We start from the raw sequence: 24,244 nt of genomic DNA, 5'->3' as shown, positions 1-24,244 counted from the left end.
GGCACGCGACGACGAACCACTGCACAATCATGCAGTTCCCCGGGGCGGGGGCGGGCATCGGGCCGGTCACGCTGGAGACATGACCGACACCATCGCGCCCCAGACGGGCGACCGCGCCAGCGCCGTGGGCGTCCCGGTCGCCGACCTCACGGCGACCGGGATCAGCAGCACCCCCCTCCAGCAGGCCATGGACCTCGCCCGGATCCACGGCCCGGCCTACGTGCGCAAGTTCGGTGCGCACGAGACGCTCTTCCTCTCCTCCGTCGACCTGGTCACCGAGGTCTCCGACGAGACCCGCTTCGCCAAAGGCGTCTCGGTGGTCCTGGAGAACGTGCGGGAGTTCGCCGGTGACGGTCTGTTCACCGCCTACAACGACGAACCCAACTGGGCCAAGGCGCACGAGCTGCTGATGCCGGCCTTCGCCCTGGGCTCGATGCGGACCTACCACCCGGCGATGCTGAAGGTGGCCCGCCGGGTCACCGCGTCCTGGGACCGCCGGATGGCCGAGGGCCGCCCGGTCGCGGTCGCCGAGGACATGACGCGGATGACGCTGGACACCATCGGACTGGCCGGCTTCGGCTTCGACTTCGAGTCGTTCTCCCGGGACACCCCGCACCCCTTCGTCGAGGCGATGGTGCGCTGCCTGGAGTGGAGCATGACGAAGTTCGCCCGGCAGCCCGACGCCGACCACACCGCCGCCGACGCGGCGTTCCGGGTGGACGCCGACTACCTCGCGTCCGTCGTCGACGAGGTGATCGCCGCCCGCACCGCCAGCGGGGAGCGCCGCGACGACGACCTGCTGGGCCTGATGCTCGCCGCCGGGGAGGGCGAAGCGGCGCACCAGGGGCCGGCCCTCGACCTCGCCAACATCCGCAACCAGGTCATCACCTTCCTCATCGCCGGTCACGAAACCACCTCCGGCGCGCTCTCCTTCGCCCTCTACCACCTGCTGAAGGACCCGGTCGCGCTGCGCCTGGTGCAGCGCGAGGCCGACGAACTGTGGGGCGACGAGGCGGACCCGGACCCGACGTTCGAGGACATCGGCAAGCTGGCGTTCACCCGTCAGGTCCTCAACGAGACGCTGCGGTTGTGGCCGACCGCCGCGGCCTTCACCCGTCAGGCCCGCACCGACACGGTCCTCGGCGGCCGCTACCCGGTCGCCGCCGGGTCCCTGGTCACCGTGCTGACCCCGATGCTGCACCGCGACCCGGTCTGGGGCGACAACCCCGAGGCGTTCGATCCGTTCCGCTTCACGCCGGAGGCCGAGGCGGCCCGCTCCCCGCACGCCTACAAGCCGTTCGGCACCGGTGAACGCGCCTGCATCGGGCGGCAGTTCGCGCTGCACGAGGCCACCATGCTGCTGGCCCTGCTGGTGCACCGCTACCGGCTCGTCGACCACGCCGACTACCGGCTCCGCGTCAAGGAGACCCTCACCCTCAAGCCCGACGGCTTCACCCTCGCCCTGGCCCCCCGCACCCCCGCCGACCGGGCCGCGGTGCGCAGCGCGCTGGCCGTGCTGCCCGGTGGGCCCGCCGGGGCGGCGGGCGACGCCACCGACGCCGCGGCCGACGAGGGTCTGCCCACCCGCGTTGGGCAGGGCACCGGACTGCTCCTGCTGCACGGCACCAACTACGGCACCTGCCGGGAGTTCGCCGAGCGGCTCGCCGACGAGGCCACCGCCCTGGGCTTCGCCACCGAGGTCGCGCCGCTGAACGCGCACGCCGGTAGCCTGCCGACCGACCGCCCCGTCGTCCTCGTCGCCGCCTCGTACAACGGCCAACCGACCGATGACGCCGCCGCGTTCACCGCCTGGCTCGGCACCGCCCCGGAGGGCGCCGCGGCCGGCGTCCACTACGCCGTGCTCGGCGTCGGCGACCGCAACTGGGCCGCCACCTACCAGCAGGTCCCCACCTTCCTCGACGACCGGCTGGCCGCCCTCGGCGGCGAGCGGCTGCTGCCCCGCGCCGAGGCCGACGCCTCCGGTGAACTCGCCGGCGCAGTGCGGAAGTTCGGCGCGGCCCTGCGTACCGAGCTGCTCATCCGGCACGGTGACCCGGCGAGCATCGGCGACCGGGGCGCGGACGGCGCCGACACCGGCTACGCCGTCACCGCGCTCACCGGCGGCCCGCTCGACGCGCTCACCGCCCGGCACGACCTCGTCCCGATGACCGTCACCGAGGCGTACGACCTGACCGCCGACGGCTGGTCCCGGCCCAAGCGCTTCCTGCGCCTGGCGCTCCCGGACGGCGTCACCTACCGCACCGCCGACCACCTCGCGGTGCTGCCGGTCAACACCCCCCAGGCGGTGGCCCGCACCGCCGCCGCGCTCGGCGTCGACCCGGACTCCGTGCTGGCGCTGCGCCCGCCCACGGGCCGCCCGGCCCGCGACACGCTGCCGATCGACCGGCCGCTGACCGTGCGGCAACTCCTCACCCATCACCTGGAGTTGGGCATGCGCCCGACACCCGAACAGCGGGCCCTGCTCGCCGCCCACAACCCCTGCCCGCCCGAGCGGCACGCCCTGGAGAACCTCCCGGACGACGATCCGCGCAGCCTCGTCGAGCTGATCGAGGCGCACCCCGCGCTGCGCGGCGCGCTGCCCTGGCCGGTGGTCCTGGAACTGCTGCCGCCGCTGCGCACCCGCCACTACTCGCTGTCCTCGTCGCCCGCCGCCGACCCGCGCCACGCCGACCTGATGGTCTCGCTGCTGCCCGGAGGCACCGGTTCGACGCACCTGCACGCCGTGCGCCCCGGCGACACCGTGCTGGCCCGGGTGCAGCCGTGCCGGGAGGCGTTCCGTCTCGACCCGGACGACGACACCCCGGTCGTCCTGGTCGCCGCCGGCACCGGGCTGGCGCCGTTCCGCGGCGCCGTCGCCGACCGCGTGGCGGCCGGCCGGACGACCCCGGCCCGGCTCTACTTCGGCTGCGACGACCCCGACGGCGACTACCTGCACGCCGCGGAGTTCGCCGCCGCCGAGCGGGCCGGCGCCGTCGCCGTCCGCCCCGTCTTCAGCGCCCGCCCCGAGAACGGCCACCGCTTCGTCCAGCACCGGATCGCGGCCGAGGCCACCGAGGTGTGGGAGCTGTTGCGGGCCGGCGCCCGGGTGTACGTCTGCGGCGACGGCAGCCGGATGGCGCCCGGGGTCCGGGACGCCTTCCGCGCGGTGCACCGCGAGCGCACCGGCGCGTCGGAGCAGGAGTCCCAGGCGTGGCTGCGCGAACTGACCGCTGCCGGCCGCTACGTCGAGGACGTCTACGCGGCGGGCTGACGCGCCACGGGGCGCCGGCGGCGGGTGCGGTCCTCGCGCACCCGCCGCCGGTGCGTCACGCGTCCGTGCGCGCGGGCCGAGCGACGGCCCCCGCGAACTGCACCACCAGCAGCACCACCCCGGTCATGAGGAAGTTGCGCACCGCGGCCTCGACCCCGTTCCACTGCTTCGACTGCCACATCGCGAACCACTCGCCGCCGATCGCCCAGAAGCCGGCCCCGAACAGCACCATCATCATCAGCAGCCCCACGGTGGCCAGTTGCCGCGCCCGCCCGGCGCCGCCGGACCGCCCGCGCACGACCCACAGCGCGGTCGCCGCGAGCAGCACCAGCGCCGCCACCGACTCCCAGGCGATCACCGCGACGTAGGCGGCGTCCTGTGCACCCCGCGAGGTGACGGCCCGCCACATCAGGTCCGGGTCCTGGAAGGTGGTGTCCATCGCCAGCACGTGCCGGACGTACTCCCGGTTGGTGCCGAAGTCGGTGATGTTGCCGAACGCGACCAGCGCTATGTAGAGCGCCACCGTCCCCGTCAGCACCGCCGCCGTCCACGACAGCCCGCCCGAGCCGGCCCCGTCGTTCCCCCGGATCCGCATCCGCACACCCTTTCGCTTGATCGTTTGCGTCGCTGACCGTACCGCGCCCGTCGTCGTTCCGCTCGCCGACCGACAACTCCCGTACTCTGCTCACCGACCTGGCGGGACACGAGGGGAAGCGGGGCGCATGAACAGGAAGCGGTGTGCGGGGACGGTGGCCGTCGCGGCGGCGGCGGTGATCGCGGCGAGCGGCCCGGCGGGGGCCGGGACGGCCGCCCCGACGACCTACGGCACCAGCACCGCGGTGGGGGTGCACAACGCCTACGAGAAGGCCAAGTACCCCTATTTCGCTGATGCGTTGGGCTCCGGTGCCGCGCTCGTCGAAGTGGACGTCTGGACCAACGGCCTGGGCGGTTCGTGGCGCGTCTCGCACGGCAACCCGCTCGGCAACAACAACAACTGCGTCGGCGCGGCCACCGCCGGCGAACTGCGCGGCAAGGACCGCAACCAGGACTTCGCCGGCTGCCTGGCCGACCTGCGGGCCTGGCACGACGCCCACCCCGGCCACCGCCCGATCCTGGTCAAGGTCGAGATGAAGGACGGCTTCAACGCCAAGGGCGGCCGCGGACCGGCCGAATTCGACGCCCTCATACGCCAGAAGCTGGGCGACGCGGTCTACGGGCCCGGCGACCTGGCGCACGGCCACCCCACCCTCGACGCGGCGGTGCGGGCCGGCGGCTGGCCGCCGCGCGCCGACCTGGCCGGGAAGTTCCTCTTCGAGCTGATACCGGGCACCGTCGAGGAGAAGAACCCGTTCGACAAGCTGTGGACCGACGTCGAGTACGCCGGCCACCTCAGGGACCTCGCCGCCCGCGGCCAACTCGCCCGGGCCACCGCCTTCCCCGCCGTGCACGGCGCCGCCCCGGGCGACCCCCGGGACCGCTACGCCGACCCGGCGCTGCGCCCCTGGTTCGTGGTGTTCGACGGCGACGCCGCCACGTACCTCGACGGCTCCATCGACACCTCCTGGTACGACGCCCGCCACTACCTGCTGGTCATGACCGACGCCCACAAGGTCCCGCCGGCCCTGGACCCCACCCGCCCCACCGAGGCGGACGCCCTGGCCCGGGTCGGCAAGCTCGCCGCCGCGCACGCCAGCTTCGCCACCGCCGACTGGTACCCGCTGCCGTCGGTCCTCGCCACCGTCCTCCCGCGCGGCGGCGCCTGAGCGGGGTCGGGGCCGGGACCGGGCCGCCCGCTAGCCGCGGGTGGCCCGCCGGTACAGCGCCGCCACGTCCGCCCCGAAGCGGCTGCTGTACGACGTGTTGTCGTCACCGCCCCCGTCCTGACCGCCGATCAGCCCGATCAGCGAGCCGGTGCCGGTCACCGGATCGAGGTCGGTGAGCATCGGACCACCGCTGGTCCCGGCCGGGAAGCCGGCGCAGGGGAAGCGCAGTTGGCCCGGGCCCTCGGCGTCGGCGGTGTGCCGGCAAACGACCGGGGTGTCGCGGTCGGACGGGTAGCCGGTCAGCTGCGCGGGCCGGCCGGGCGGCGCGTCGAACCGCATCCGTTCGGCGCCGGTGACGTCCTCGATCCGCTGGTCCGTGCCGCCGTGCCGGCGCACCCGCAGGAACGCCACGTCGTGGTCCGGGTCCCGGTCGCTGATCCAGCGCGGGTCCACGTAGACGCGGGTGGGGACCCACAGGCCGTAGGGCGCGATCCCGTCGTGCAGGCCGGGGGCGAACACCAGCCGGGTGCGGAAGCCGCCGTCGTGGACGCAGTGCGCGGCGGTGGCGACGAGGTTCCCGGCGGGGGAGTGCACCACGCTGGCCGTGCAGTAGTGCCCCGCGTCGCCGTCGTCGCCGGGCGAGAAGAGCGCCCCGACGGGCGGCGAGGGGGCCGCCGCGCTGGCCGCCAGCGGGCGGGAGGCGGGCAGCGGTGCCGGGGCGTCACCGCTCCGGCGCACGGCGACGACCCGTGGGCCCGGTGACTCGCGGTACGGCCCGGCCAGCACCGCGGCGGCCGCCCGGTCGCCGGCCGACCGTGAGGCGACGTACGTCCCGGTGGCCGGGTCCCCGGGCGCCACGTACGGATCCTGGTGCGCGGCCTTGAGCGCCAGCGCCGTGCCGCCCACGACGACGGTGAGCACTGCGAGCGCCGCCGTCACCCGCAGTGGCACCCCGGCGCGGGCCCGGCCGGTGCGGATCGGGCCGCCCGCTCCCGGCCCCGTGGGCGCCGGCCCGGACCGGCCGTCCGCCGGCCGTGCGTTCCGTGTCGCCGCCGCCCCGGCCCCGCGTTCGCTCGTCTCCACCAGGTGCCGCCTTGCCGCTTCAGTGGGCGCGGCCGCACCGCGCACCGTCGTGCGGGGCGGGGGCAGCGCCGGAACCAGACATTTCAACCAGTCTGATGCACGGAAGCGTCTCGTGGTTCGGTTCGAGGTCCGATCACGCGTGCGCGTGCGCCGACCGGGTGACGCCGAGACCGGCCAGGTTGTGCCGGATCAGCGTCTCGGCCATCCGGAACTCGTTGGGGAAGTCCATGGGGACGATGCCCAGCCCCCGCCAGGCGCCGCCCTCGGCACCGTCCAGCAGGTCCTTGACCCGTGGGTTGAGGCGGTCGGCGTTGGACCGCGGCGGGAGCAGGGCCGAGGTCGAGACGTAGTTGACGAAGAGCTTGCCGGGCTGGGCGACCGCCTTGCGGAACTGGGCCTCGACCTTGGGGTACTTCCCGATCGGCTCGGCCATGTAGTCGTCCTGGACGTCGAACAGCGCCGGGTCGGTGTACCGCACACCGCCCAGCCCGTCCGAGTCGGCCAGCAGCACGACCCGGCCCCGGGCCTCGCCCAGCGTGGGCAGCCCCGCGTCCAGCCGGAACAGCGACCGGTACCCCTTGCCGTCCAGATAGCTGACGAAGACCTGCCGGAACTCCTCGGCGGAGACCTCCGAGTACTCCTGCTTGACCCGCATCAGCACGGTCTCGGTGGGGTGCGCCCGCAGGAAGTCCCGGCAGGCGTTGAGCACGTCGCCGAACATCAGCTCCTGGTAGAACGCGCCGTGGTGGATCGCGAAGACGCCGTCGATGGCCCGGCAGCGCACGTCCAGGAACCGGATGCCGGAGGCGAGTTGCTCGGCGACCGAGGTGTTCTGGCAGGCCACCCACGGCCCGCCGATCCGGGCCCCGGAGTCGTGGGTGCCGGGGATGCTCAGGCGCTGCACGGGCGTGCCGTCGCCGAGCGCGGACATCCAGTCCTGTACCGAGACCGCGGTGGGGGCCGCGGCCGCCGCGGTCCCCCCGCCGCCGAGGCCCGCGAACAGCCCGGCGGCGGACAGTCCCGCCGCGCCCCTGAGGAAACCCCGCCGATCCAGCGCCGTGGCCATGCCCTGCCCCCTAGCCGAGCCCCTGTGGCTCCGTACGCGGCGGGCGCACCCGACGGCGCGTACGGATGTGCGATCGGGGCATCGAACCACATCGACGGGCGGCCGGGTACCCGCCGGTCGCGCGCCGGCCGGATCGGCACCGCTCAGACGCGCAGCGCCAGGGACAGCGCGAACCGGCCCTCGCGGTCGGTCCACCACTCGGTCAACTTCAGTCCAGCGGCGGCGAGTTCGCTGCGGACCCCGTCCTCGCGGAACTTCGCCGAGACCTCCGTGCGCACCTCCTCGCCGGCCGCGAACGGCACGACCAGGTCGACGCCGGGGATCTTCACGGTCAGTTCGGTGCGGGCCCGCAGCCGCATCTCCATCCACTCCTGCCCGGCGTTCCACCGTGCGACGTGGTCGAAGGCGTCCGGGTCGAAGTCGCCGCCCAGCTCGCGGTTGATGACCGCCAGCACGTTCTTGTTGAACTCGGCGGTCACCCCGCGGGCGTCGTCGTACGCGGCGACCAGGGTGGCCTCGTCCTTCACCAGGTCGGTGCCGAGCAGCAGGGCGTCACCGGGGGCGAGCAGGTCGTGCACCGAGCTCAGGAACGCGGCCCGCTCCTGGGGCAGGAGGTTGCCGATGGTGCCGCCGAGGAACGCCAGCAGCCGGGGGCCGGGCGTCGGCGGGAGCACCAGGCCCCGCTGGAAGTCGGCGACGAGGGCGTGCACGGTCAGCTCCGGATGTTCCTTCAACAGCCCCTCGCCGGCGGCCCGCAGCGCGGACTCGCTGACGTCGACCGGCAGGTAGGCGTCCAGGTCGGCGAGGGCGCGGAGCAGGTGACGGGTCTTGTCGGAGGAACCGGACCCCAGCTCGATCAGGGTGCGCGCGCCGGACGCGGCGGCTATCCGGTCCGCGGTGGCGCGCAGGATCTCGCGCTCCGCGCGGGTGGGGTAGTACTCCGGCAGGGTGGTGATCTCGTCGAACAGCTCCGAGCCGCGGGCGTCGTAGAACCACTTCGGCGGCAGTTGCTTGGGCGTGCGGGACAGTCCCGCGGCGACGTCGGCGCGCAGGGCGGCCGCGGTGGCGTCGGCGGGCAGGGTGCGGGTGAGGCTGAGCGGGCTCACGTTGCGGGCTCCTTGAGCGGGGTGAGACGGACCTCGGTGGGGGTGGCGCACAGCAGCGTGCGGTCGGGGACCTCGGTCCAGTGGGGGGACTCGTCGTAGGGCTCGGAGGCGACCACCCGGCCACCGCCGGGGACGACCCGGTGGAACAGGGTGTCGCCCCAGGTGGTGCCGGTGATGCCGGCGCCGTCGGTCAGCAGCAGGGTCAGTCGGGAGCCGGGCGCCGCCGCGGCGACCTCCTCCACCGTGGCGGCCAGCGCCCGGCCGGGGTCGTCGCCGGCGACCAGCCGGCGGTGCACCAGGGCCCACAGGAACGCGGAGTCGCTGCGGGCCTGGAGGCGCAGCAGCTCCACCGGGGGCAGCCCGGCGGCCAGCGGCGCCATGGTGTCGGGCCAGCCGGCCACCGCGCCGTTGTGGCTGAAGAGGTACCGCCCGGTGGCGAACGGCGCGGCGGCCGCCTCGGCGTCCGCGCCGGCGACGGTGGCGTCCCGGACGGCGGCCAGCAGCGACCGGGTGCGGACCACCCGCGCCAGGTCCGGCAGTTGCTCGTCGGCCCAGATCGGCCCGGCCCGCCGGTAGCGGGCCGGCACCGGATCGTCGGGCGCGTACCAGCCGACGCCGAAGCCGTCCGCGTTGACCGTCCCGTGCCGCTGGTGGCGCGGCGCCCAGGACTGCCGGTAGAGGCCGTAGGGCGGATCCAGGACCACCTGCCCGAACGGGATCTCCGGTCCGACGTACGCCAAATGACGGCACATCAGGCGTCGTCCGCGGCCGGTCCGGCGTCCCGGGCGGTGCGGAAGCCGGCGAAGATCTGCCGCCGCACCGGGAGGTCCCAGTTGCGGAAGGTGCCGCGGCAGGCGACCGGGTCCACCCCGAACGAGCCGCCGCGCAGCACCTTGTGCGCACTGCCGAAGAACACCTCGGAGTACTCCCGGTAGGGGAAGGCGGCGAAGCCGGGGTAGGGCAGGAAGTCGCTGGCCGTCCACTCCCACACGTCGCCGATCAGCTGGTGCACGCCGAGCGGTGAGGCGCCGTCGGGGTAGCTGCCGACCGGTGCCGGCCGCAGGTGCCGCTGGCCGAGGTTGGCGTGCTCCGGGGTCGGGTCCGCGTCGCCCCACGGGTAGCGCCGGTCCCGGCCGGTCGCCGGGTCGTGCCGGGCGGCCTTCTCCCACTCCGCTTCGGTGGGCAGCCGCCGCCCGGCCCACCGCGCGTAGGCGTCGGCCTCGTACCAACTGACGTGCAGCACCGGCTCGTCGGGCGGCACCGGCTCGGTCACCCCGAACCGGCGGCGCAGCCACTGCCGGCCCTCCCGCCGCCAGAACAGCGGGGCCCGCAGCCGGTGCTCGCGCACCTGCGCCCAGCCCTGCGGGTCCCACCAGCGCGGGTCGTCGTAGCCGCCGTCCTCGATGAAGCGCTGGTAGGCGCCGTTGCTCACCGGGGTGGTGTCGAGGAGGAACGGCGGCACCGACCGCCGGTGCGCGGGCCGTTCGTTGTCCAGGGCCCACGGTTCGGTGGACGTCCCCATCAGGAACGGCCCGCCGGGCACCAGGACTTCGGACGGCAGGGGGCCGGCCGGCGCGGGCGGTGGTTCGGGCGCGTCGAGGACCGGCGGGCCCGCCCGCAACTGATGGGTGATCAGCATCGTCTCGTCGTGCTGCTGTTCGTGCTGCGCGATCATCCCGAAGGCGAACCCCGCGGACAGCAGCGGATGGCCGTGCAGTTCGGCGCGCTCCAAGACGTCCAGCACCCGGCCGCGCACCTCGGCGACGTAGCCACGGGCCTCGGCCGGCGCCAGCAGCGGCAACGCGGGCCGCTCGGCCCGCGGGTGCTCGAAGGCGTCGTAGACGGAGTCGATGTCCGGGCGCAGCGCGTCGCGGCCGCCGACGGTGCGCAGCAGCCACTGCTCCTCTTGGTTGCCGATGTGCGCCAGGTCCCACACCAGGGGGGACATCAGCGGGGAGTGCTGGGCGACCAGGTCCGGTTCCTCGACGCAGCCGGTCAGCGCGCGGGTGCGGTCGCGGGCGGCGAGCAGCGCCGCGGCGGCCCGCTCCCGGAAGGGTTCGCAGTCGATGGTCACGGGCTGTCCTTCCCACGGACGAGGCGGCCCTCGGCCGCGGCGGGCAACGCGTCCAACTGGTCGTCGGCCGGGCAGCGGCCGCGCGCCACGTAGCGCTCGGTGAACTCCGCGACCGCCGCGCGGATCGCGGGGGCGGCGCCCAACCGGGGCAGCGCCTCCTGTGCGGCGGCGAAACAGGCCACCGCGGCGGCGTGCAGTTCGGGGTCGGTCAGTGCGTCCCGGGCGGCGGCCCGCCACAGCGGGTTCTCCGGCGCCGGACGCCAACCCGCCGTCTCCGCGAGGGGCTTGACCGTGCGGTAGGCGTACTCGGCGGCTTCCGGGTCGTCGAACAGGGCGGCCGTGACGGCCAGCGGCACGATCCACCCGTCCGGGCCGGGCTGCGCGTCGATCATGCGCAGCTCCAGGTGGCCGCGCGGCCGGACCGGCGGGAAGAGCGTGGTGACGTGGTAGTCGAGGTCCGCCCGCGTCACCGGCCGCGGCCGGCCGGTGCGGATCCACTCCCGGAACGTCAGGCCCTCCGGCGCGTGCCAGGGGCCGTCCGGGCGTTGGACGCACATCACCGGTGCGTCCAGGGCGTAGCGGGCCCAGGCGGCGCGCGGGTCGGGGTCCGCGGACGGGGCGAAGGTGCGGCCCGGGTCGAGCTGCGCCCAGATGGCCTGGCGGGTGGTGCGGTACCCGGTCGGCCGTCCCTCGGCGAGCGGGGAGTTGGCGAACGCGGCGGCCAGCACGGCGCCCAGCAGGTGCGCCAGCACCCACCGTCGGCCCAGCCCCAGCGGTCCGGGCTCCTCGTGCCCGGCGTCCACACAGACCTGGACCGAGGCGGTGCCGCACATCATCGCGCGGCCGGCCGGTCCGCGGCGGTCGAAGTACGCCTCCATGGCGTCGTAGCGCGGGGCGACGAGCACCCGCCGCGGGGGGTGCCAGGGGTTGTGGCCGTGGCCGGCGAGGCCGAGGCCCAGCTCCCGCAGGGTGGGGCGGACCAGGGCGAGGTCGGCGCCGACCGCCTCGACGCAGGCGGTGAGGGAGGTGGCGGGCAACGAGCTGAGCTCCAGTTGGCCGCCGGGTTCGAAGGTGAGGCAGGAGTCGAGCGGCAGGGCGCGCAGGGCGTCCTCCGCGGCGTGCATCCGGTCGGGTGCGACCGGACATCGGGGGTTGCGGGCGTCGTGGACCAGCAACTCGATCTCGACGCCGAGGCGTCGGGGTGGACCGGTCTTGAAACATATCCCGCGCAGATGCGCTTCGAGTTCCGCTTCTGACACTGCCGGCCGTACGGGCATCGCTTCCCTCTCCCCTCCGGGGCGGCGGCTGGATCGCCGCCCTCCAGCTAAGCCGGTGCCGGCGGTCCCCTCAAGAGCGCGTGCCGGCGGTGGGCGGCCCGGTGCTGGGGACCGGGCAGGTGGGACGGGGGAGGACGGCCGGAAATCCGGTACGCCCGTTCGGGTGCCGGGCGGCGGAGCGAGGAGAGGCGGCGGACGCGCCTCCCCGCTCCCGGCGGCCGGCGGGCCCGCTACTGCCGGTAGCCGGCCAGGAACCGCCCGATCCGGCTGATCGCCGCGTCCAGGTCGTCGGCGTGCGGGAGGGTGAGGATCCGGAAGTGGTCCGGGCGCGGCCAGTTGAAGCCGGTGCCCTGGACGACCTGGATCTTCTCCCGCAGCAGCAGGTCGAGTACGAACTTCTCGTCGTCGTGGATCTTGTGGACCGCGGGGTCGAGGCGGGGGAAGGCGTACAGCGCGCCCTTGGGCTTGACGCAGGAGACGCCCGGGATCTCGTTGAGCCGCTCCCAGGCCCGGTCGCGCTGCTCCCGCAGGCGGCCACCGGGCAGGACCAGGTCCTCGATGCTCTGCCGGCCGCCGAGCGCCGCCTGGATGGCGTACTGCGCGGGGGCGTTGGGGCACAGGCGCATCGACGCCAGGGTGTCCAGTCCCTCCAGGTAGTCCGCCGCGTGCTCCTTGGGACCGGACACCACCAGCCACCCGGACCGGAAGCCGGCCACCCGGTACGACTTGGACAGTCCGCTGAAGGTCAGGCACACCAGGTCCGGTGCGAGGACCGCGGCGTGGTGGTGCACGGCGTCGTCGTAGAGGATCCGGTCGTAGATCTCGTCGGCGAAGACCATCAGCTGGTGGCGGCGGGCCAGGTCGAGCATGCCCTCCAGCACCTCGCGCGGATAGACCGCACCGGTGGGGTTGTTGGGGTTGATGATCACCAGGGCGCGGGTCCGGTCGGTGATCTTCGAGGCCAGGTCGTCGAGGTCCGGCAGCCAGTCGGCGCCCTCGTCGCAGACGTAGTGCACCGGCTTGCCGCCGGCGAGCGAGGTGACCGCCGTCCACAGCGGGAAGTCGGGGGCCGGGATGAGGACTTCGTCGCCGTCGTCCAGCAGTGCCTGGATCGCCATCGAGACCAGTTCGGAGACGCCGTTGCCCAGGTAGACGTCGTCGACGTCGACGTCGGGCAGCCCGGCCTCCTGGTAGCGCTGGGCCACCGCGCGGCGGGCCGCCAGGATGCCGCGGGACTCGGTGTAGCCGTGTGCACGGGAGAGGTTGCGCATCACGTCCTGGAGGATCTCCTCCGGGCACTCGAAGCCGAACAGCGCCGGATTGCCGGTGTTCAGCCGCAGGACGCTGTGGCCGGCCTCCTCCAGCGCGTTCGCGTGCTCGATCACCGGTCCGCGGATCTCGTAGCAGACGTCGGCCATCTTGCTGGACTGCTTGAACTGCATGCGGCGGCCTCCTCCTTCTCTCGCCCGCCGCGGGGTGCGGCAGCACTCGTGACACCGTACTTGGTTTTCCCAACTTCTCACTTGGAAAATCCAATCACATGTCTATGCTGGTGTCATGCCGCGCCGAAGTTATGACCAGTACTGCGCCGTCGCCCGGGCCCTGGACGCCGTGGGCGACCGCTGGACGCTCCTGATCGTCCGGGAACTGCTCGGCGGCTCCCGGCGGTACACCGACCTCCACGCCGACCTGCCGGGCGTCAGCACGGACATGCTCGCCTCCCGCCTGAAGGACATGGAGCGCGACGGCCTGCTCACCCGCCGCCGCCTCCCCCCGCCCGCCGCCGCCTCCGTCTACGAACTCACCCCGCGCGGTGACGCCCTGCTCCCCGCACTGGCCGCGCTCGCCGACTGGGGCGCCCCGGCGCTCGGCGAACAGCGCCCCACCGACGCGGTCCGCGCCCACTGGTTCGCGGTCCCGCTGATGGCCCGGCTCGCCCGGCACTTCGCCGACGGCCCGGTGCGCACCGTCGACGTCGCCCTGGACCAGGGCGCGTTCCACGTGGTGCTGGACCCGCACGACCCCGTCGCCGCCCGCTACGCCGACGGCCCGGCCGCCCACCCCGACGCCGTCCTGCGGATGGACACCGCCACCTGCGCCGCCCTCGCCCACGACCGCTTCTCCCTCGCCGAGGGCCTCGCGGCCGGCTGGATCGAGGAGTCCCGCCCCGAGGACCGCACCACGGACCCGGCCGCGGTCTGAGCGGCCGGCCGCCCCGTCCGACGGCCGCCCCGTCCGCCGGCGGAACCCTCCCCGTCGGCCGCCGCCGCGCCCTTGCCGCCGTTCACCGGGCGTGCCACCGTCCGTCCGGTGAACGCGGACCCGCCGCCGTCCCCGCCGCCCTCCGGGACGGTCCACTGGCACACCCACGACGTCGTCCTGCACCCCGACCGGGTCGTCAAGCGCTTCCGGCGGGCCGAAGGGTGCGACCCCTTCGTGCGCGAACGGCGCGCACTGCTGCTGCTCGGCAGGCACGCCCCGGACGTGCGGCGGGCACTGCGCGCCGGCACGGACTGGCTCGACCGGGCGGGACCCGGCGCCCCCGGCGCCCGCCGTGCCCTGCCGGCCGACGTCCCGGCCGTGTTCGGCGCGGGCGACGGCAACGCGGCCAACTACCTCTGGGACGGCCGCCGCGTCCGGGTCGTCGACTTCGAGGAGTCCGGCCGCAGCGACCGGGCCTACGAACTCGCCGAGATCGTCGAGCACGTCTCCGCCTGGCAGCCGCACCCGTTCGACACCGCCGCCTTCCTGGGCCGCTTCGCCCTGACCCCGGCCGAGTCCGCCCGCCTGCGGGAGTGCCGCACGCTGCACGCCCTGATGTGGCTCTGCCTGCTCGCGGCCGACGATCCCGCGCACCCCAGGAACCCGCCCGGCAGCGCCGCACGGCAGGCCCGGCGGCTGTGGCGACGGCTCGACGACGCCCCGTAGCGGCCCGGCCGCTCGCCCCGCCATTCGGCCGCACTGATGGGGCGTCAGGCAAGGGGCCGGGCGAGGCTTCAGGGCATGGGACGAGTGCGGTGGACAGCGAAGCGGGCACGGGCCGGCGGGGTGGTGCTGGCGGTGTGGGTGCTGCTCGCCGGGGTGGTGCCGCCCTCCGGGGCGGTCGGCGCCGCGCGGCCGGCGGAGCGGGTGGGCCGGGGATCGGCGTGGCTGCCGTTCTGGGGCGACGTCGAGGGCGCCTACCGGGACGCGTTGGCGCACGCCGACCAACTCCACACCGTCAGCCCCTTCTGGTACGAGACGACGGGGGAGCGCGCCGTCACCGGCCGGCCCGGCGCGGTCCGGCCGGCGGTCGTCGCGGGGCTGCACCGGGCCGGGATCGCGGTGGTGCCGACGGTGACCGAGACGCTGGACGCGGCGGCGATGGGGGAGTTGCTGCACGACCCGGTGCGCCGGCGGGCCCACGTCGACGCGCTGTCGGGGGTGGTGGCGAGCCAGGGGTACGACGGGATCGACCTGGACTACGAGACGATGGCGGTGACCGGCGACGCGGCGGCCCGGGCCCGGGTGCGCAGCGGCTACGTCACCCTCGTCGAGGAGCTCTGCGCGCGGCTGCACCGCCGCGGCAGGACGTGCGTGGTGACGGTGATGCCGCGGATCCGCGGGGCCGGCGCGGCCTTCGCCTACCGGCGGCTGGGCGCGCTCGCCGACACCGTGCGGTACATGGGCTACGACCTGCACTGGTCGCTGGGCGAGCCGGGCCCGCTGTCGTCCAAGGACTGGTACGCGCGGATCCTGCGCGATGCCACCGCCGAGGTGCCCCGGGACCGGATCGAGGTGGCCTTCCCCGGCTACGGCTGGGACTGGGTGCCCGGCAGCGGCCGGCGCGCCACCCACCTGACCTGGCACGAGGCCGAGGCGCTGCGTCGGCGGGTCGGCGCCCGCTACGCCTTCGATACGGACTCCGGCACCCCGCACTTCGGTTACGCGCGCGGCGGCGAGCGGCACGAGGTCTGGTACCAGGACGCGCGGGGCGTCCGGGCGCAGCTGCCGCTGCTGGCGGCGTACGGGGTGCGGGGGCGGGGGCTATGGGCGCTCGGGTTCGAGGATCCGGGCGTCTGGGCCGCGTTCCGCGGCGAGCAGGCGGAGCGCGGCCTCGGACGGTGAGCCGTCGGCGGCGGTGTACATCAAGACGGCCTGCCCGGAGCCGTCCGGGGTCTGCAGCATCTCGAAGTCCAGGGTCAGCTCGCCCACCAGCGGATGGTGGAAGTGCTTGGTGCCGAAGGTGCAGTTGCTCACCGAGTGGCGCGACCACAGGGCGCTGAACTCGGTGCTCTTCATCGACAACTCGCCGATCAGCTCCGCCAGTTGCTGATCGTCGGGGCGCTGGCCGGCGGCCACCCGCAGGGCGGAGACGGCGCGCCGGGTCTCCTCCTCGCGCTCCGGGTACAGCTCGCGGGTGTGCGGGTCGAGGAAGAGCAGCCGCTGGGTGTTGGGCCGGTCCTGGGGGCGGGCCGGGCCGTCGAAGTCCAGGTGGCCGGCGAGCAGCGCGTGCCCGAGGCGGTTCCAGGCCAGCACCTCGAAGCGCGGCCCGAGGGCGACGGCCGGCACGCCGGGCACGGCGGCGAGCAGTTGCCGCACGCCGGGGCGCGCGGTGTCGGGGCGGACCGCCGGGCGGCGCCGGCCCGGTGTCGGGCGGGCGAGCTGCCGCAGGTGGGCGCGTTCGTCGGCGGTCAGCCGCAGCGCCCGGGCCAGGGCGTCCAGCACGCCCTCGGAGGCGTTGTGGCTCTGGCCCTGTTCGAGGCGGGTGTAGTAGGCGACGCTGACGCCGGCGAGCTGGGCGAGCTCCTCGCGCCGCAGGCCGGGCACCCGGCGGCGGGCCCCGTAGGAGACCAGGCCGACGTCCTCCGGCTGGAGCCGGGCGCGGCGGGTGCGGAGGAAGTCCCCGAGTGCAACGGGGCCGGTGGCGGGTGCGTCCATGCCGGCCAGTCTGCGCCATGGGGCGGCCGGGTTGCCTGTCCCTGTCATGGCCAGGCTGGCGGCCGGGCGAGGGCGGTCGTCCGGTGGCCGGGAGGGCCGCGACGGGCCCGGCCGGAACTGTTCCTTCGGAGATACCGACCGCTTAGTATGCCCCGTGGCGGGGGCCGGTTCCGGTCCCGCACCAGCCGTACGTCCGAGGTCTGTGGAGGCATCAGGTGAAGGCATGGCGCGTGCACGCGAACGGGGAGCCGCGAGCGGTGATGCGGCTGGAGGACGTCGCCGACCCGCAACCCGGCCCCGGCCAGGTGCTGCTGCGGGTGCGGGCCGCCAACGTCAACTTCCCCGACGCGCTGCTGTGCCGGGGCCAGTACCAGGTCCGGCCGCCGCTCCCGTTCACCCCCGGCGTGGAGATCTGCGGCGAGGTGCTGGCGGTCGGCGAAGGGGCCGGCGCCGAGGTCGGCGCGCGGGTGCTGGCCCAGCCCGCGCTGCCCGGCGGCGGCTTCGCCGAACTCGCGGTCGCCGACGCGGCGACGGTCCGCCCGGCGCCCGACGCCCTGGACGACGCGGGCGCCGCCGCGCTGCACATCGGCTACCAGACCGGCTGGTTCGGACTGCACCGCCGGGCCCGCCTCCAGGCGGGCGAGACGCTGCTGGTGCACGCCGCGGCCGGTGGCGTCGGCAGTGCCGCCGTCCAACTGGGACGGGCCGCCGGCGCCCGGGTCATCGGCGTCGTGGGCGGCCCCGAGAAGGCCCGCACCGCCCGTGCGCTCGGCTGCGACCTGGTCCTCGACCGGCACGCCGACGACCTCGTCGCCGCGGTCAAGGAGGCCACCGGCGGGCGGGGCGCGGACGTGGTCTACGACCCGGTGGGCGGCGACGCCTACGCCAAGTCCACCAAGTGCATCGCCTTCGAGGGCCGGATCGTCGTCGTCGGCTTCGCCGGCGGCACCATCCCCGCGCCGGCCCTCAACCACGCCCTGGTCAAGAACTACGCCGTCCTCGGACTCCACTGGGGCCTGTACAACACCAAGGACCCGGCCGCCGTCGACGCCTGCCACGAGGAACTGACCAAGCTCGCCGCCCGGGGCGCCATCGAGCCGCTGATCGGCGGGCGGGTCCCGTTGTCGGCCGCCGCCGACGCCGTCCAGCGGGTCGCCGACGGGGACTCCGTCGGCCGCCTGGTGGTGCTCCCCGGCGCGGAGGAGGGCCGATGACCGACGCCGCCGACCTGCGCCGGCGCACCGCCGCCCTGCTCGCCGCGCACCCCGTCGCCACCACCGACCGGCTGGAGTTCCTGCGCGCCCGCTTCGACGCCGGGCTGGCCTGGGTGCACTTCCCCGAAGGGCTCGGCGGGCTCGGTGCGCCGCGCGCCCTCCAGGCCGTCGTCGACGCCGAACTGACCGCCGCCGGCGCCCCGGACAACGACCCCGGCCGGATCGGCATCGGCCTGGGGATGGCCGCGCCGACCGTCCTGCGCTACGGCACCGAGGAGCAGCGCCGGCGCTTCCTGCGGCCGTTGTGGACCGGCGAGGAGGTGTGGTGCCAGCTCTTCAGCGAGCCCGGTGCCGGCTCCGACCTGGCCGGACTGGCCACCCGCGCGGTCCGGGACGACGGCGGGGACTGGGTGGTCGACGGCCAGAAGGTGTGGACCTCCAGCGCCCACCTGGCGCGCTGGGCGATCCTGGTCGCCCGCACCGATCCGACGGTCCCCAAGCACCGCGGCATGACGTACTTCGTGTGCGACATGACCGACCCCGGTGTCGAGGTGCGGCCGCTGCGCCAGATCACCGGCGAGGCGGAGTTCAACGAGGTCTTCCTCACCGGCGTCAGGATCCCCGACGCGCACCGCCTCGGCGAGGTCGGCGACGGGTGGCGGGTCGCCCAGACCACGCTGATGAACGAGCGGGTCGCCATCGGCGGCGCCCGCACCCCGCGCGAGGGCGGGATGGTCGGGGTCGCCGCGGCAGCCTGGCGCGCCCACCCCGAACTGCGCACCCACGACCTGCACCAGCGGCTGCTGAAGCTCTGGGTCGACGCCGAGGTCGCCCGCCTCACCGGCGAACGGCTGCGCCAACAACTGACCCAGGGCCAGCCGGGCCCCGAAGGCAGCGGCATGAAACTGGCCTTCGCCCGGCTCGCCCAGCAGATCAGCGGCTGGGAGGTGGAGTTCCGCGGCGAGGACGGCCTCACCTACGACGACTGGACGCTGCGCCGTCCCGAGGGCGTCGACTTCACCGGCCGGGTGGCCGGCTACCGCTACCTGCGCGCCAAGGGGAACTCCATCGAGGGCGGCACCTCCGAAGTGCTGCTCAACATCGTGGCCGAGCGCGTCCTGGGCCTGCCGCCCGAGCCGCGCACCGACAAGGACGTCGCGTGGAAGGACCTCCCCCGATGACCGGCACCGACGAGACCGCACCCGACCTGCTGTACTCCGCCGAGGAGGACGCGCTGCGCACCGCCGTCCGGGCGCTGCTCACCGACCGCTGCGCTCCGGCCGCCGTCCTCGCCGACCTGGAGACCGGCCGCCCGTACGACCCGGAGCTGTGGCGGGCCCTGACCGCCGAGATCGGCGCCGCCGGGCTGCTGGTCCCCGAGGAGCTCGGCGGGCAGGGCGCCGGTGCCCGCGAGGCCGCCGTCGTCCTGGAGGAGTTGGGCCGGGCGGTCGCCCCGGTGCCCTACCTGAGCAGTGCGGTGCTCGCGGTCACCGCGCTCCTCGGCTGCGACACCGACCGGGCCGAGGTCGCCGGCCCGCTGGCCGAACTCGCCGCGGGCCGCACCGTCGGGGTGCTCGCCGTCCCGCTGCCGACCGCCCCCGGCGGGCCGGGCACGGCCACCGTGCGGGCGGACGCCGCCGGCGCGCTCACCGGGCGGATCACCTCGGTCGCCGACGCCGCCGGCGCGGGGTTGCTGCTCGTCCCGGCCGAGGGCCCGGACGGGCCGGCGCTGTACGCGGTGGACGCCGCGGCGGACGGCGTGCGCACCGAGCCGCTCACCCCGCTCGACCTGACCCGCCCGCTGGCCCACGTGGTGCTCGACGGGGCCCCGGGCCGCCCGCTGGCCCACGGGGCGCGGGCCCGGGCCGCCGTGGACCGGGCGTTGCGCACCGGCGCCGGGCTGCTCGCCTCGGAACAGCTCGGCCTCGCCGAGTGGTGCCTGGAGGAGACCGTGCGGTACACCGGCGAGCGCACCCAATTCGGCCGCCCGGTCGGCTCGTTCCAGGCGCTCAAGCACCGGATGGCCGCGCTCTGGCTGGACGTCGTCTCGGCCCGGGCGGCGGCCCGCAACGCCGCCGACGCGCTGGCCGCCGACCGCCCCGACGCTCCGGTGGCGGTCGCGGTGGCACAGGCGTACTGCGCGCCGGTCGCGGTGCGCACCGCCGAGGAGTGCGTCCAACTGCACGGCGGCATCGGGATGACCTGGGAGCACCCGGCGCACCTGTTCCTCAAGCGCGCCAAGGGCGACGAACTCGCCCTCGGTGCGCCGGGCCGCCACCGGGAGGCGCTGGCCGGCCTGGTCGACCTGGCCGCGCCCTAGCCCGGCGGCCCGGCGGCCGGTGCGCCCCGGCGGTCTTCGTCGGTGACGGCGAACGGGCGGCTGAAGGCGTGGGCGGTGCCGTTGCCGGCGGCGACCTCCAGCGCGTAGGCCCGGCCGGGCGGCACCGCGGGCAGCGTCACCAGGGCCTCGCCGGCACTCGCCGCGCCGGCCCGCGGGGAGACCAACGCCAGTCGCTGTATCCGGCCGCGGCCGGCGGTCGCGCTCAGCCAGACGTCCACCTCGGCGCCGGTGGAGTTGGTCCAGGCGACCGGGAAGCTGCCGTTGGCCCGCAGGTTCACGGGGCCGGCGGGGGCCGTGACCTGGATCGTCCCGGCCGGCCGGGACCCGGCGGGGCGGACCGTGGCCGGTTCCCGCGCGGCGGGCGCCGCCCGGAGTGCCGGATCCGCGCCGGCCGGCCCGTCGCGGGTGACGGCGGAGCGGCCGGCGGCGACCGGGCCGGCGGCGACGGCCGGCGCCGCGGCGGGGGCCGCGGCCCGTTCGGAGCCGCGGTGCGAGGGGGCCAGTTCGAGGACCAGCGTGCAGCCGACCGCGGTGGCGGCGACCGCGACGGCGAGGGTGTTGGCCGTCTCGGCGACCCTGCCCATCGTGTCCTCCTTTGCTCGGGGGAGGGACGGCCGGAACCTGCCCCGCGACCTTGATCATCAAAAACCCGCGCCCGGTGACCACCTGCCTGGGCAGCTCCGGCGCGACAGACCCCGGAACGGGAGGGATACTGCGCGCCGCAAGCGACCCATGGGTAAAGGATGAGTAAAGCGCGAGGGTGTCTGGAAAGTGCGGTTCGGGTAGCGTCGGAGCCATGAAGACCGCAACCCGCCGTGTGCTGATCGGACCGGTGCTCCTGCTGCTGGCGGCCCTCCTCGCGATGGTCACGGTGGCTGCGCCCGGCGCGCATGCCGCGGGTGGCCTGGACGAGGCGGCCGCGGCGCTGCGCAGGGGCCCGGTCTACGTCGACCCCCGCGCCTCAGGTCAGTTTTCGGCCAGCCAGGCGGATGCCCTCACCAAGAAGATCAAGGACTCCGGCAAGCCGGTCTTCGTCGCCGTCCTGCCCCGGACCTCCGACTACCAGCCGGCCACGCTGCTGCGGGACCTGCGGACCAAGGTCGGCATCGCCGGTGTCTACGCCGTCGAGCTCGGCGACGGCTTCAACGCCGGCGCCGACCCCCGGGTGATGCCGCGCACCGCCGTCCAGAACCTCGTCGGCGCCGTCAACCGCTCCGCCTACCCGACCGTCTCCGAGCGCGTCAACAGCTTCGTCGACACCGCGGTCACCGAGGCCCACGGGCACGCCCCGGCCTCCTGGGGCGGCGCCGCCGGCGGCTTCGACACCGGCACCGCCATCGGTCTCGGCGCACTGATCGTCGTCGGGGGCGGCGGCGCCTACGCCATCGCCCGCCGCAACCGCCGCAAGCGGGCCGAGGAGGAGCGCGCCGCCCTCGAAGACCTGCGGATCGTCGTCGACGAGGACATCACCGCGTTCGGCGAGGAACTGGACCGGCTGGACTTCGACCCGGGCGAGTCCGGCGCCGACGACGCGATGCGCGCCGACTACGCCCGCGCCCTGGACGCCTACGAGGACGCCAAGTCGGCGATGGCCGCGGCCGAGCACCCCGGCGACGTGCAGGCGGTCACCAAGGAGCTGGAGGAGGGCCGCTTCGCGCTCGCCACGCTGGCCGCGCGCCGCACCGGTCAGCCGCTGCCGGAGCGGCGGCTGCCCTGCTTCTTCGACCCCCGGCACGGCCCGTCGGTGGTGGACGCGACCTGGGCCCCGCCCGGAGGCGCGGAGCGCACCGTCCCGGTCTGCGCCGCGGACCGGAGCCGGCTGGAGGACGGCCGCGAGCCGCTGGCCCGCACCGTCCGCACCCCGCAGGGCGACCGCCCCTACTGGGACGCGGGGCCCGCCTACGCCCCCTGGGCCGGCGGCTACTTCGGCGGCGGACTGCTCCCCGGCCTCCTGGTCGGCACCACCCTCGGCCACCTGATGGCGGCCGGCCCCGCCTACGGCGCCGACTTCGGCGGCTACCAGGGCGCGGAGGGCGGCGACGTCACGGGTGCCGACTTCGACCCGGGTGACTTCGGCGGTGGCTTCGGCGGCGACGGCGGCTTCGGCGGCGGTGGCTTCGGCGGTGGCGGTGACGGGGGCTTCGGCGGCGGCGACTTCTGACCGCGGCGGGCCGCCCGGCGCCGGCTACCGGGTCCGGCCGTCGCCCGCCACCACCCGCTTGGCGCCCAGCAAGCGGGCGTACCGCGGCCGCACCGCGAAGTCGGCGCAGGTCCACACCACCGGGCGGCCCGCCTCCCGGCACAGGTGCAGCACCCGGTCCGGGCCCAGGTGGACGCCGACGTGCGCGCCGTACCCGGCGGGCCGTGCGGGGACCGGGCCGGCGTCGAAGAGCACCGGGTCCAGCGGGCCCGGCGGGGCGGCGGGCCGGGTCGCGGCGCGGTCCGCCCAGAGTTCGGCCGACCGCGGCGGCGGCACCCGCAGTCCGAAGTGGCCCAGCACGGCGTAGGCGTAGCGCTGGCAGTCGGCGCCCCCGGTGAGGTCCGGGGGCGGTGCCGGGCCGGCCGCCGGTGGTCCGGCCGGGTGTGACGGGCATTCAGGTGTCCCGGCTCCCGGATGGCGGGCGGCCGAGTAGGCGACGTTGCGCAGCGCCCGGGGCAGCCCCTCGAAGGCGACCGAGCCGTGAGCGGTGGGGACTTGGGGGCGATCGGGAGAGGCCACCGGGCCATGATGCCGGCGCTCTTCCCGGTGCTGCCCGGCGCGGTGTCGAGGAGTCTCGACTAGGGCTGGTCCATGCACACGCCCACGTCCGGATCCGCCGGGCCCGACGTGTACTCGACACCGCGAGGAGACCCCGATGGAACGCCGCATTCCCAAAGCCGCGCTGTGGAGCGCGGCCGCGGCCGCCGTGCTGGCGGCCGTCGCCCCGAACGGTCCGGCGCGGGCCGTGCCGCAGCCCGACCCCAGCCCCCAGCCCTCCCAGCGGGGCATGCTCGACGCGATGCGCCGGGACCTCGGCCTCTCGCCGGTCCAGGCCCGCACCCGGCTCGCGCAGGAGGCCGAGGCCCAGCACACCGCGCTCGCGGTGCGCCGGGTGCTGGCCGCGCCGCCCGCCGGGATGTGGTTCGACACGTCGCTCGGCCGGCTGGTCGTCGCGGTGACCGACGCCGCCGACGCCCGTCGGGTGCGGTCCGCCGGCGCGGTGCCCAAGACCGTCCGGCACAGCCGGGCGACGCTGCGCGGCATGGTGCAGCAGATCGCCGAACGGGCCGGGCACGGGGTGCCCGGCGTCACCGGCTGGGGCATCGACGAGCGCGCCAACGGGGTGGTGGTGCGGGTCGACCGCGCGGCGCGCACCAACCGCACCGCCGGTTTCGAGACCACGGTCCGCCAGCTCGCGGTCCGTTCGCGGGTGCCGGTCTCCGTCGAGCGCAGCGACCAGGCGCCGCGCCAGCAGAGCGGCACGGTCGTCGGCGGCGAGCGCTGGATGCCGGGCACCGACGGCATCTGCTCGATCGGGTTCTCGGTGACCGGTCCCAGCGGGCTCCGCGGCTTCGTGACGGCCGGTCACTGCACCTTGAAGGCCAACCAGCCCGCGTACGGCAAGGACAACAGCCGGCTGGGCACCTCCAACCAGGGCGGGTCGCACAGCGTCAACGGCTACGGGGGCGACTTCGGCCTGGTGACGGTCGACCAGCAGGGGTGGAAGCTGAGCCCGTCGGTGGCCGGTCAGGGCGGCAGCCCGGTGACCGTCACCGGCTCCCAGGAGGCGATCGTCGGGATGTCGATCTGCCACTCGGGCCAGACCAGCGGCTGGCGCTGCGGAGAGGTGACCCGCACCGACCAGACCGTGGACTACGGCAACACCGTCATCTCCGGCCTGTCCTTCACCAACGCCTGCTCCGCGGCGGGGGATTCGGGCGGTTCGTACGTCACCCAGCCCGGCGCCCCCAAGGCCGTCGGCGTGCACTCCGGCGGCGGCGCCGCGACCTGTGACGTCGGCGGGGACACCGTCACCATCTTCCAGCCGATCGACGAGCCGCTGCGGAAGTGGGACCTGAAGCTGGTGACCGGCACCCCGTGAGCCGCGGCCCGGTCCCGGGAGCCACCGCGGCCCCAGCGGATCGGGGG

21 protein-coding genes are annotated in these 24,244 nt (G+C 75.5%); 10 read left to right on the top strand and 11 right to left on the bottom strand.

Annotation, left to right across the window (positions count from 1 at the left end; all coding sequences use genetic code 11):
* Positions 1-79 precede the first annotated feature (79 nt).
* Entirely contained in the window at positions 80-3,271 is a 3,192-nt protein-coding gene (locus ACJ6WD_RS01120; RefSeq protein ID WP_407614950.1) for a cytochrome P450, read from the top strand.
* A 55-nt stretch (positions 3,272-3,326) separates the two neighbouring features.
* Here the strand turns inward: ACJ6WD_RS01120 and ACJ6WD_RS01115 are convergent, their stop codons facing one another.
* Positions 3,327-3,866 carry a DUF2165 domain-containing protein gene (locus ACJ6WD_RS01115; protein ID WP_376436264.1) on the bottom strand — a complete coding sequence of 180 codons (540 nt, stop codon included), beginning with the start codon at positions 3,864-3,866 and terminating at the stop codon, positions 3,327-3,329.
* A 127-nt stretch (positions 3,867-3,993) separates the two neighbouring features.
* Here ACJ6WD_RS01115 and ACJ6WD_RS01110 point away from each other — a divergent pair, with 127 nt between their 5' ends.
* Complete coding sequence (locus tag ACJ6WD_RS01110) at positions 3,994-5,034, top strand: phosphatidylinositol-specific phospholipase C domain-containing protein (RefSeq protein WP_407614949.1); 1,041 nt, start codon at positions 3,994-3,996, stop codon at positions 5,032-5,034.
* Between the two features lie 30 nt (positions 5,035-5,064).
* Here ACJ6WD_RS01110 and ACJ6WD_RS01105 read toward each other — a convergent pair whose 3' ends face one another.
* From ACJ6WD_RS01105 to ACJ6WD_RS01075, 7 genes are all read right to left on the bottom strand, one after another.
* The gene (locus tag ACJ6WD_RS01105; RefSeq protein WP_407614948.1) at positions 5,065-6,117 is read right to left on the bottom strand and encodes a trypsin-like serine peptidase; all 1,053 of its coding nucleotides are present in this window, start codon (positions 6,115-6,117) and stop codon (positions 5,065-5,067) included.
* Between the two features lie 133 nt (positions 6,118-6,250).
* A complete protein-coding gene (locus ACJ6WD_RS01100; protein WP_407614947.1) occupies positions 6,251-7,183 on the bottom strand; it encodes a phosphatidylinositol-specific phospholipase C in 933 nt (310 codons plus the stop codon).
* A 143-nt stretch (positions 7,184-7,326) separates the two neighbouring features.
* A complete protein-coding gene (gene egtD / locus ACJ6WD_RS01095) occupies positions 7,327-8,289 on the bottom strand; it encodes an L-histidine N(alpha)-methyltransferase (RefSeq protein WP_376443945.1) in 963 nt (320 codons plus the stop codon).
* Positions 8,286-9,041: an ergothioneine biosynthesis protein EgtC gene (gene egtC, locus ACJ6WD_RS01090; RefSeq protein ID WP_233656571.1), complete on the bottom strand. Its 756-nt coding sequence runs from the start codon at positions 9,039-9,041 to the stop codon at positions 8,286-8,288. Before egtC ends, egtD begins: the two co-directional genes overlap by 4 nt.
* Positions 9,041-10,363 (bottom strand): ergothioneine biosynthesis protein EgtB, encoded by a 1,323-nt coding sequence (gene egtB, locus ACJ6WD_RS01085; RefSeq protein WP_407614946.1) that lies wholly within the window; start codon positions 10,361-10,363, stop codon positions 9,041-9,043. The genes egtC and egtB overlap by 1 nt, the downstream gene beginning before the upstream one ends.
* Positions 10,360-11,640 carry an ergothioneine biosynthesis glutamate--cysteine ligase EgtA gene (gene egtA / locus ACJ6WD_RS01080; RefSeq protein ID WP_376436250.1) on the bottom strand — a complete coding sequence of 427 codons (1,281 nt, stop codon included), beginning with the start codon at positions 11,638-11,640 and terminating at the stop codon, positions 10,360-10,362. The genes egtB and egtA overlap by 4 nt, the downstream gene beginning before the upstream one ends.
* A 230-nt stretch (positions 11,641-11,870) precedes the next feature.
* Positions 11,871-13,082, bottom strand: a complete 1,212-nt coding sequence (locus ACJ6WD_RS01075; protein ID WP_016575494.1) for a pyridoxal phosphate-dependent aminotransferase — start codon at positions 13,080-13,082, stop codon at positions 11,871-11,873.
* A 115-nt stretch (positions 13,083-13,197) separates the two neighbouring features.
* Here ACJ6WD_RS01075 and ACJ6WD_RS01070 point away from each other — a divergent pair, with 115 nt between their 5' ends.
* The 3 genes from ACJ6WD_RS01070 (at position 13,198) to ACJ6WD_RS01060 (ending at position 15,747) form a co-directional block, all read left to right on the top strand.
* Positions 13,198-13,842: a winged helix-turn-helix transcriptional regulator gene (locus tag ACJ6WD_RS01070; protein WP_376436246.1), complete on the top strand. Its 645-nt coding sequence runs from the start codon at positions 13,198-13,200 to the stop codon at positions 13,840-13,842.
* Positions 13,843-13,950: 108 nt separating this feature from the next.
* Positions 13,951-14,568, top strand: a complete 618-nt coding sequence (locus ACJ6WD_RS01065; RefSeq protein WP_407614945.1) for a phosphotransferase family protein — start codon at positions 13,951-13,953, stop codon at positions 14,566-14,568.
* Positions 14,569-14,643: 75 nt separating this feature from the next.
* Positions 14,644-15,747 (top strand): glycosyl hydrolase family 18 protein, encoded by a 1,104-nt coding sequence (locus ACJ6WD_RS01060; RefSeq protein ID WP_407614944.1) that lies wholly within the window; start codon positions 14,644-14,646, stop codon positions 15,745-15,747.
* Here the strand turns inward: ACJ6WD_RS01060 and ACJ6WD_RS01055 are convergent.
* Entirely contained in the window at positions 15,667-16,560 is an 894-nt protein-coding gene (locus ACJ6WD_RS01055; protein WP_233656579.1) for a helix-turn-helix transcriptional regulator, read from the bottom strand. The genes ACJ6WD_RS01060 and ACJ6WD_RS01055 overlap by 81 nt on opposite strands.
* Positions 16,561-16,775: 215 nt before the next feature.
* Between ACJ6WD_RS01055 and ACJ6WD_RS01050 the strand changes: the two genes are divergently transcribed.
* The 3 genes from ACJ6WD_RS01050 to ACJ6WD_RS01040 are packed head-to-tail and all read left to right on the top strand — an operon-like array spanning position 16,776 to position 20,094.
* Positions 16,776-17,774, top strand: a complete 999-nt coding sequence (locus ACJ6WD_RS01050) for an NADPH:quinone oxidoreductase family protein (RefSeq protein ID WP_016579086.1) — start codon at positions 16,776-16,778, stop codon at positions 17,772-17,774.
* Positions 17,771-18,955: an acyl-CoA dehydrogenase family protein gene (locus ACJ6WD_RS01045; RefSeq protein ID WP_233656581.1), complete on the top strand. Its 1,185-nt coding sequence runs from the start codon at positions 17,771-17,773 to the stop codon at positions 18,953-18,955. The genes ACJ6WD_RS01050 and ACJ6WD_RS01045 overlap by 4 nt, the downstream gene beginning before the upstream one ends.
* Positions 18,952-20,094, top strand: coding sequence for an acyl-CoA dehydrogenase family protein (locus ACJ6WD_RS01040; protein ID WP_407614943.1), 1,143 nt, complete (start codon positions 18,952-18,954; stop codon positions 20,092-20,094). The genes ACJ6WD_RS01045 and ACJ6WD_RS01040 overlap by 4 nt, the downstream gene beginning before the upstream one ends.
* Here the strand turns inward: ACJ6WD_RS01040 and ACJ6WD_RS01035 are convergent.
* The gene (locus tag ACJ6WD_RS01035) at positions 20,091-20,699 is read right to left on the bottom strand and encodes a hypothetical protein (protein ID WP_407614942.1); all 609 of its coding nucleotides are present in this window, start codon (positions 20,697-20,699) and stop codon (positions 20,091-20,093) included. The genes ACJ6WD_RS01040 and ACJ6WD_RS01035 overlap by 4 nt on opposite strands.
* A 212-nt stretch (positions 20,700-20,911) precedes the next feature.
* On the opposite strand from ACJ6WD_RS01035, the gene ACJ6WD_RS01030 reads away from it, so the two are divergent.
* Entirely contained in the window at positions 20,912-22,276 is a 1,365-nt protein-coding gene (locus ACJ6WD_RS01030; RefSeq protein ID WP_407614941.1) for a hypothetical protein, read from the top strand.
* A gap of 24 nt (positions 22,277-22,300) precedes the next feature.
* Here the strand turns inward: ACJ6WD_RS01030 and ACJ6WD_RS01025 are convergent, their stop codons facing one another.
* Entirely contained in the window at positions 22,301-22,834 is a 534-nt protein-coding gene (locus tag ACJ6WD_RS01025) for a cell wall hydrolase (protein ID WP_407614940.1), read from the bottom strand.
* 136 nt (positions 22,835-22,970) lie between these two features.
* Here ACJ6WD_RS01025 and ACJ6WD_RS01020 point away from each other — a divergent pair, with 136 nt between their 5' ends.
* A complete protein-coding gene (locus ACJ6WD_RS01020) occupies positions 22,971-24,197 on the top strand; it encodes a S1 family peptidase (protein WP_267952232.1) in 1,227 nt (408 codons plus the stop codon).
* Positions 24,198-24,244: the final 47 nt, after the last annotated feature.

This window comes from Streptomyces sp. VTCC 41912 (assembly GCF_045799175.1).
Classification (GTDB): domain Bacteria; phylum Actinomycetota; class Actinomycetes; order Streptomycetales; family Streptomycetaceae; genus Streptomyces; species Streptomyces albulus_C.
This window is presented reverse-complemented; position numbering and strand designations above follow the sequence as displayed.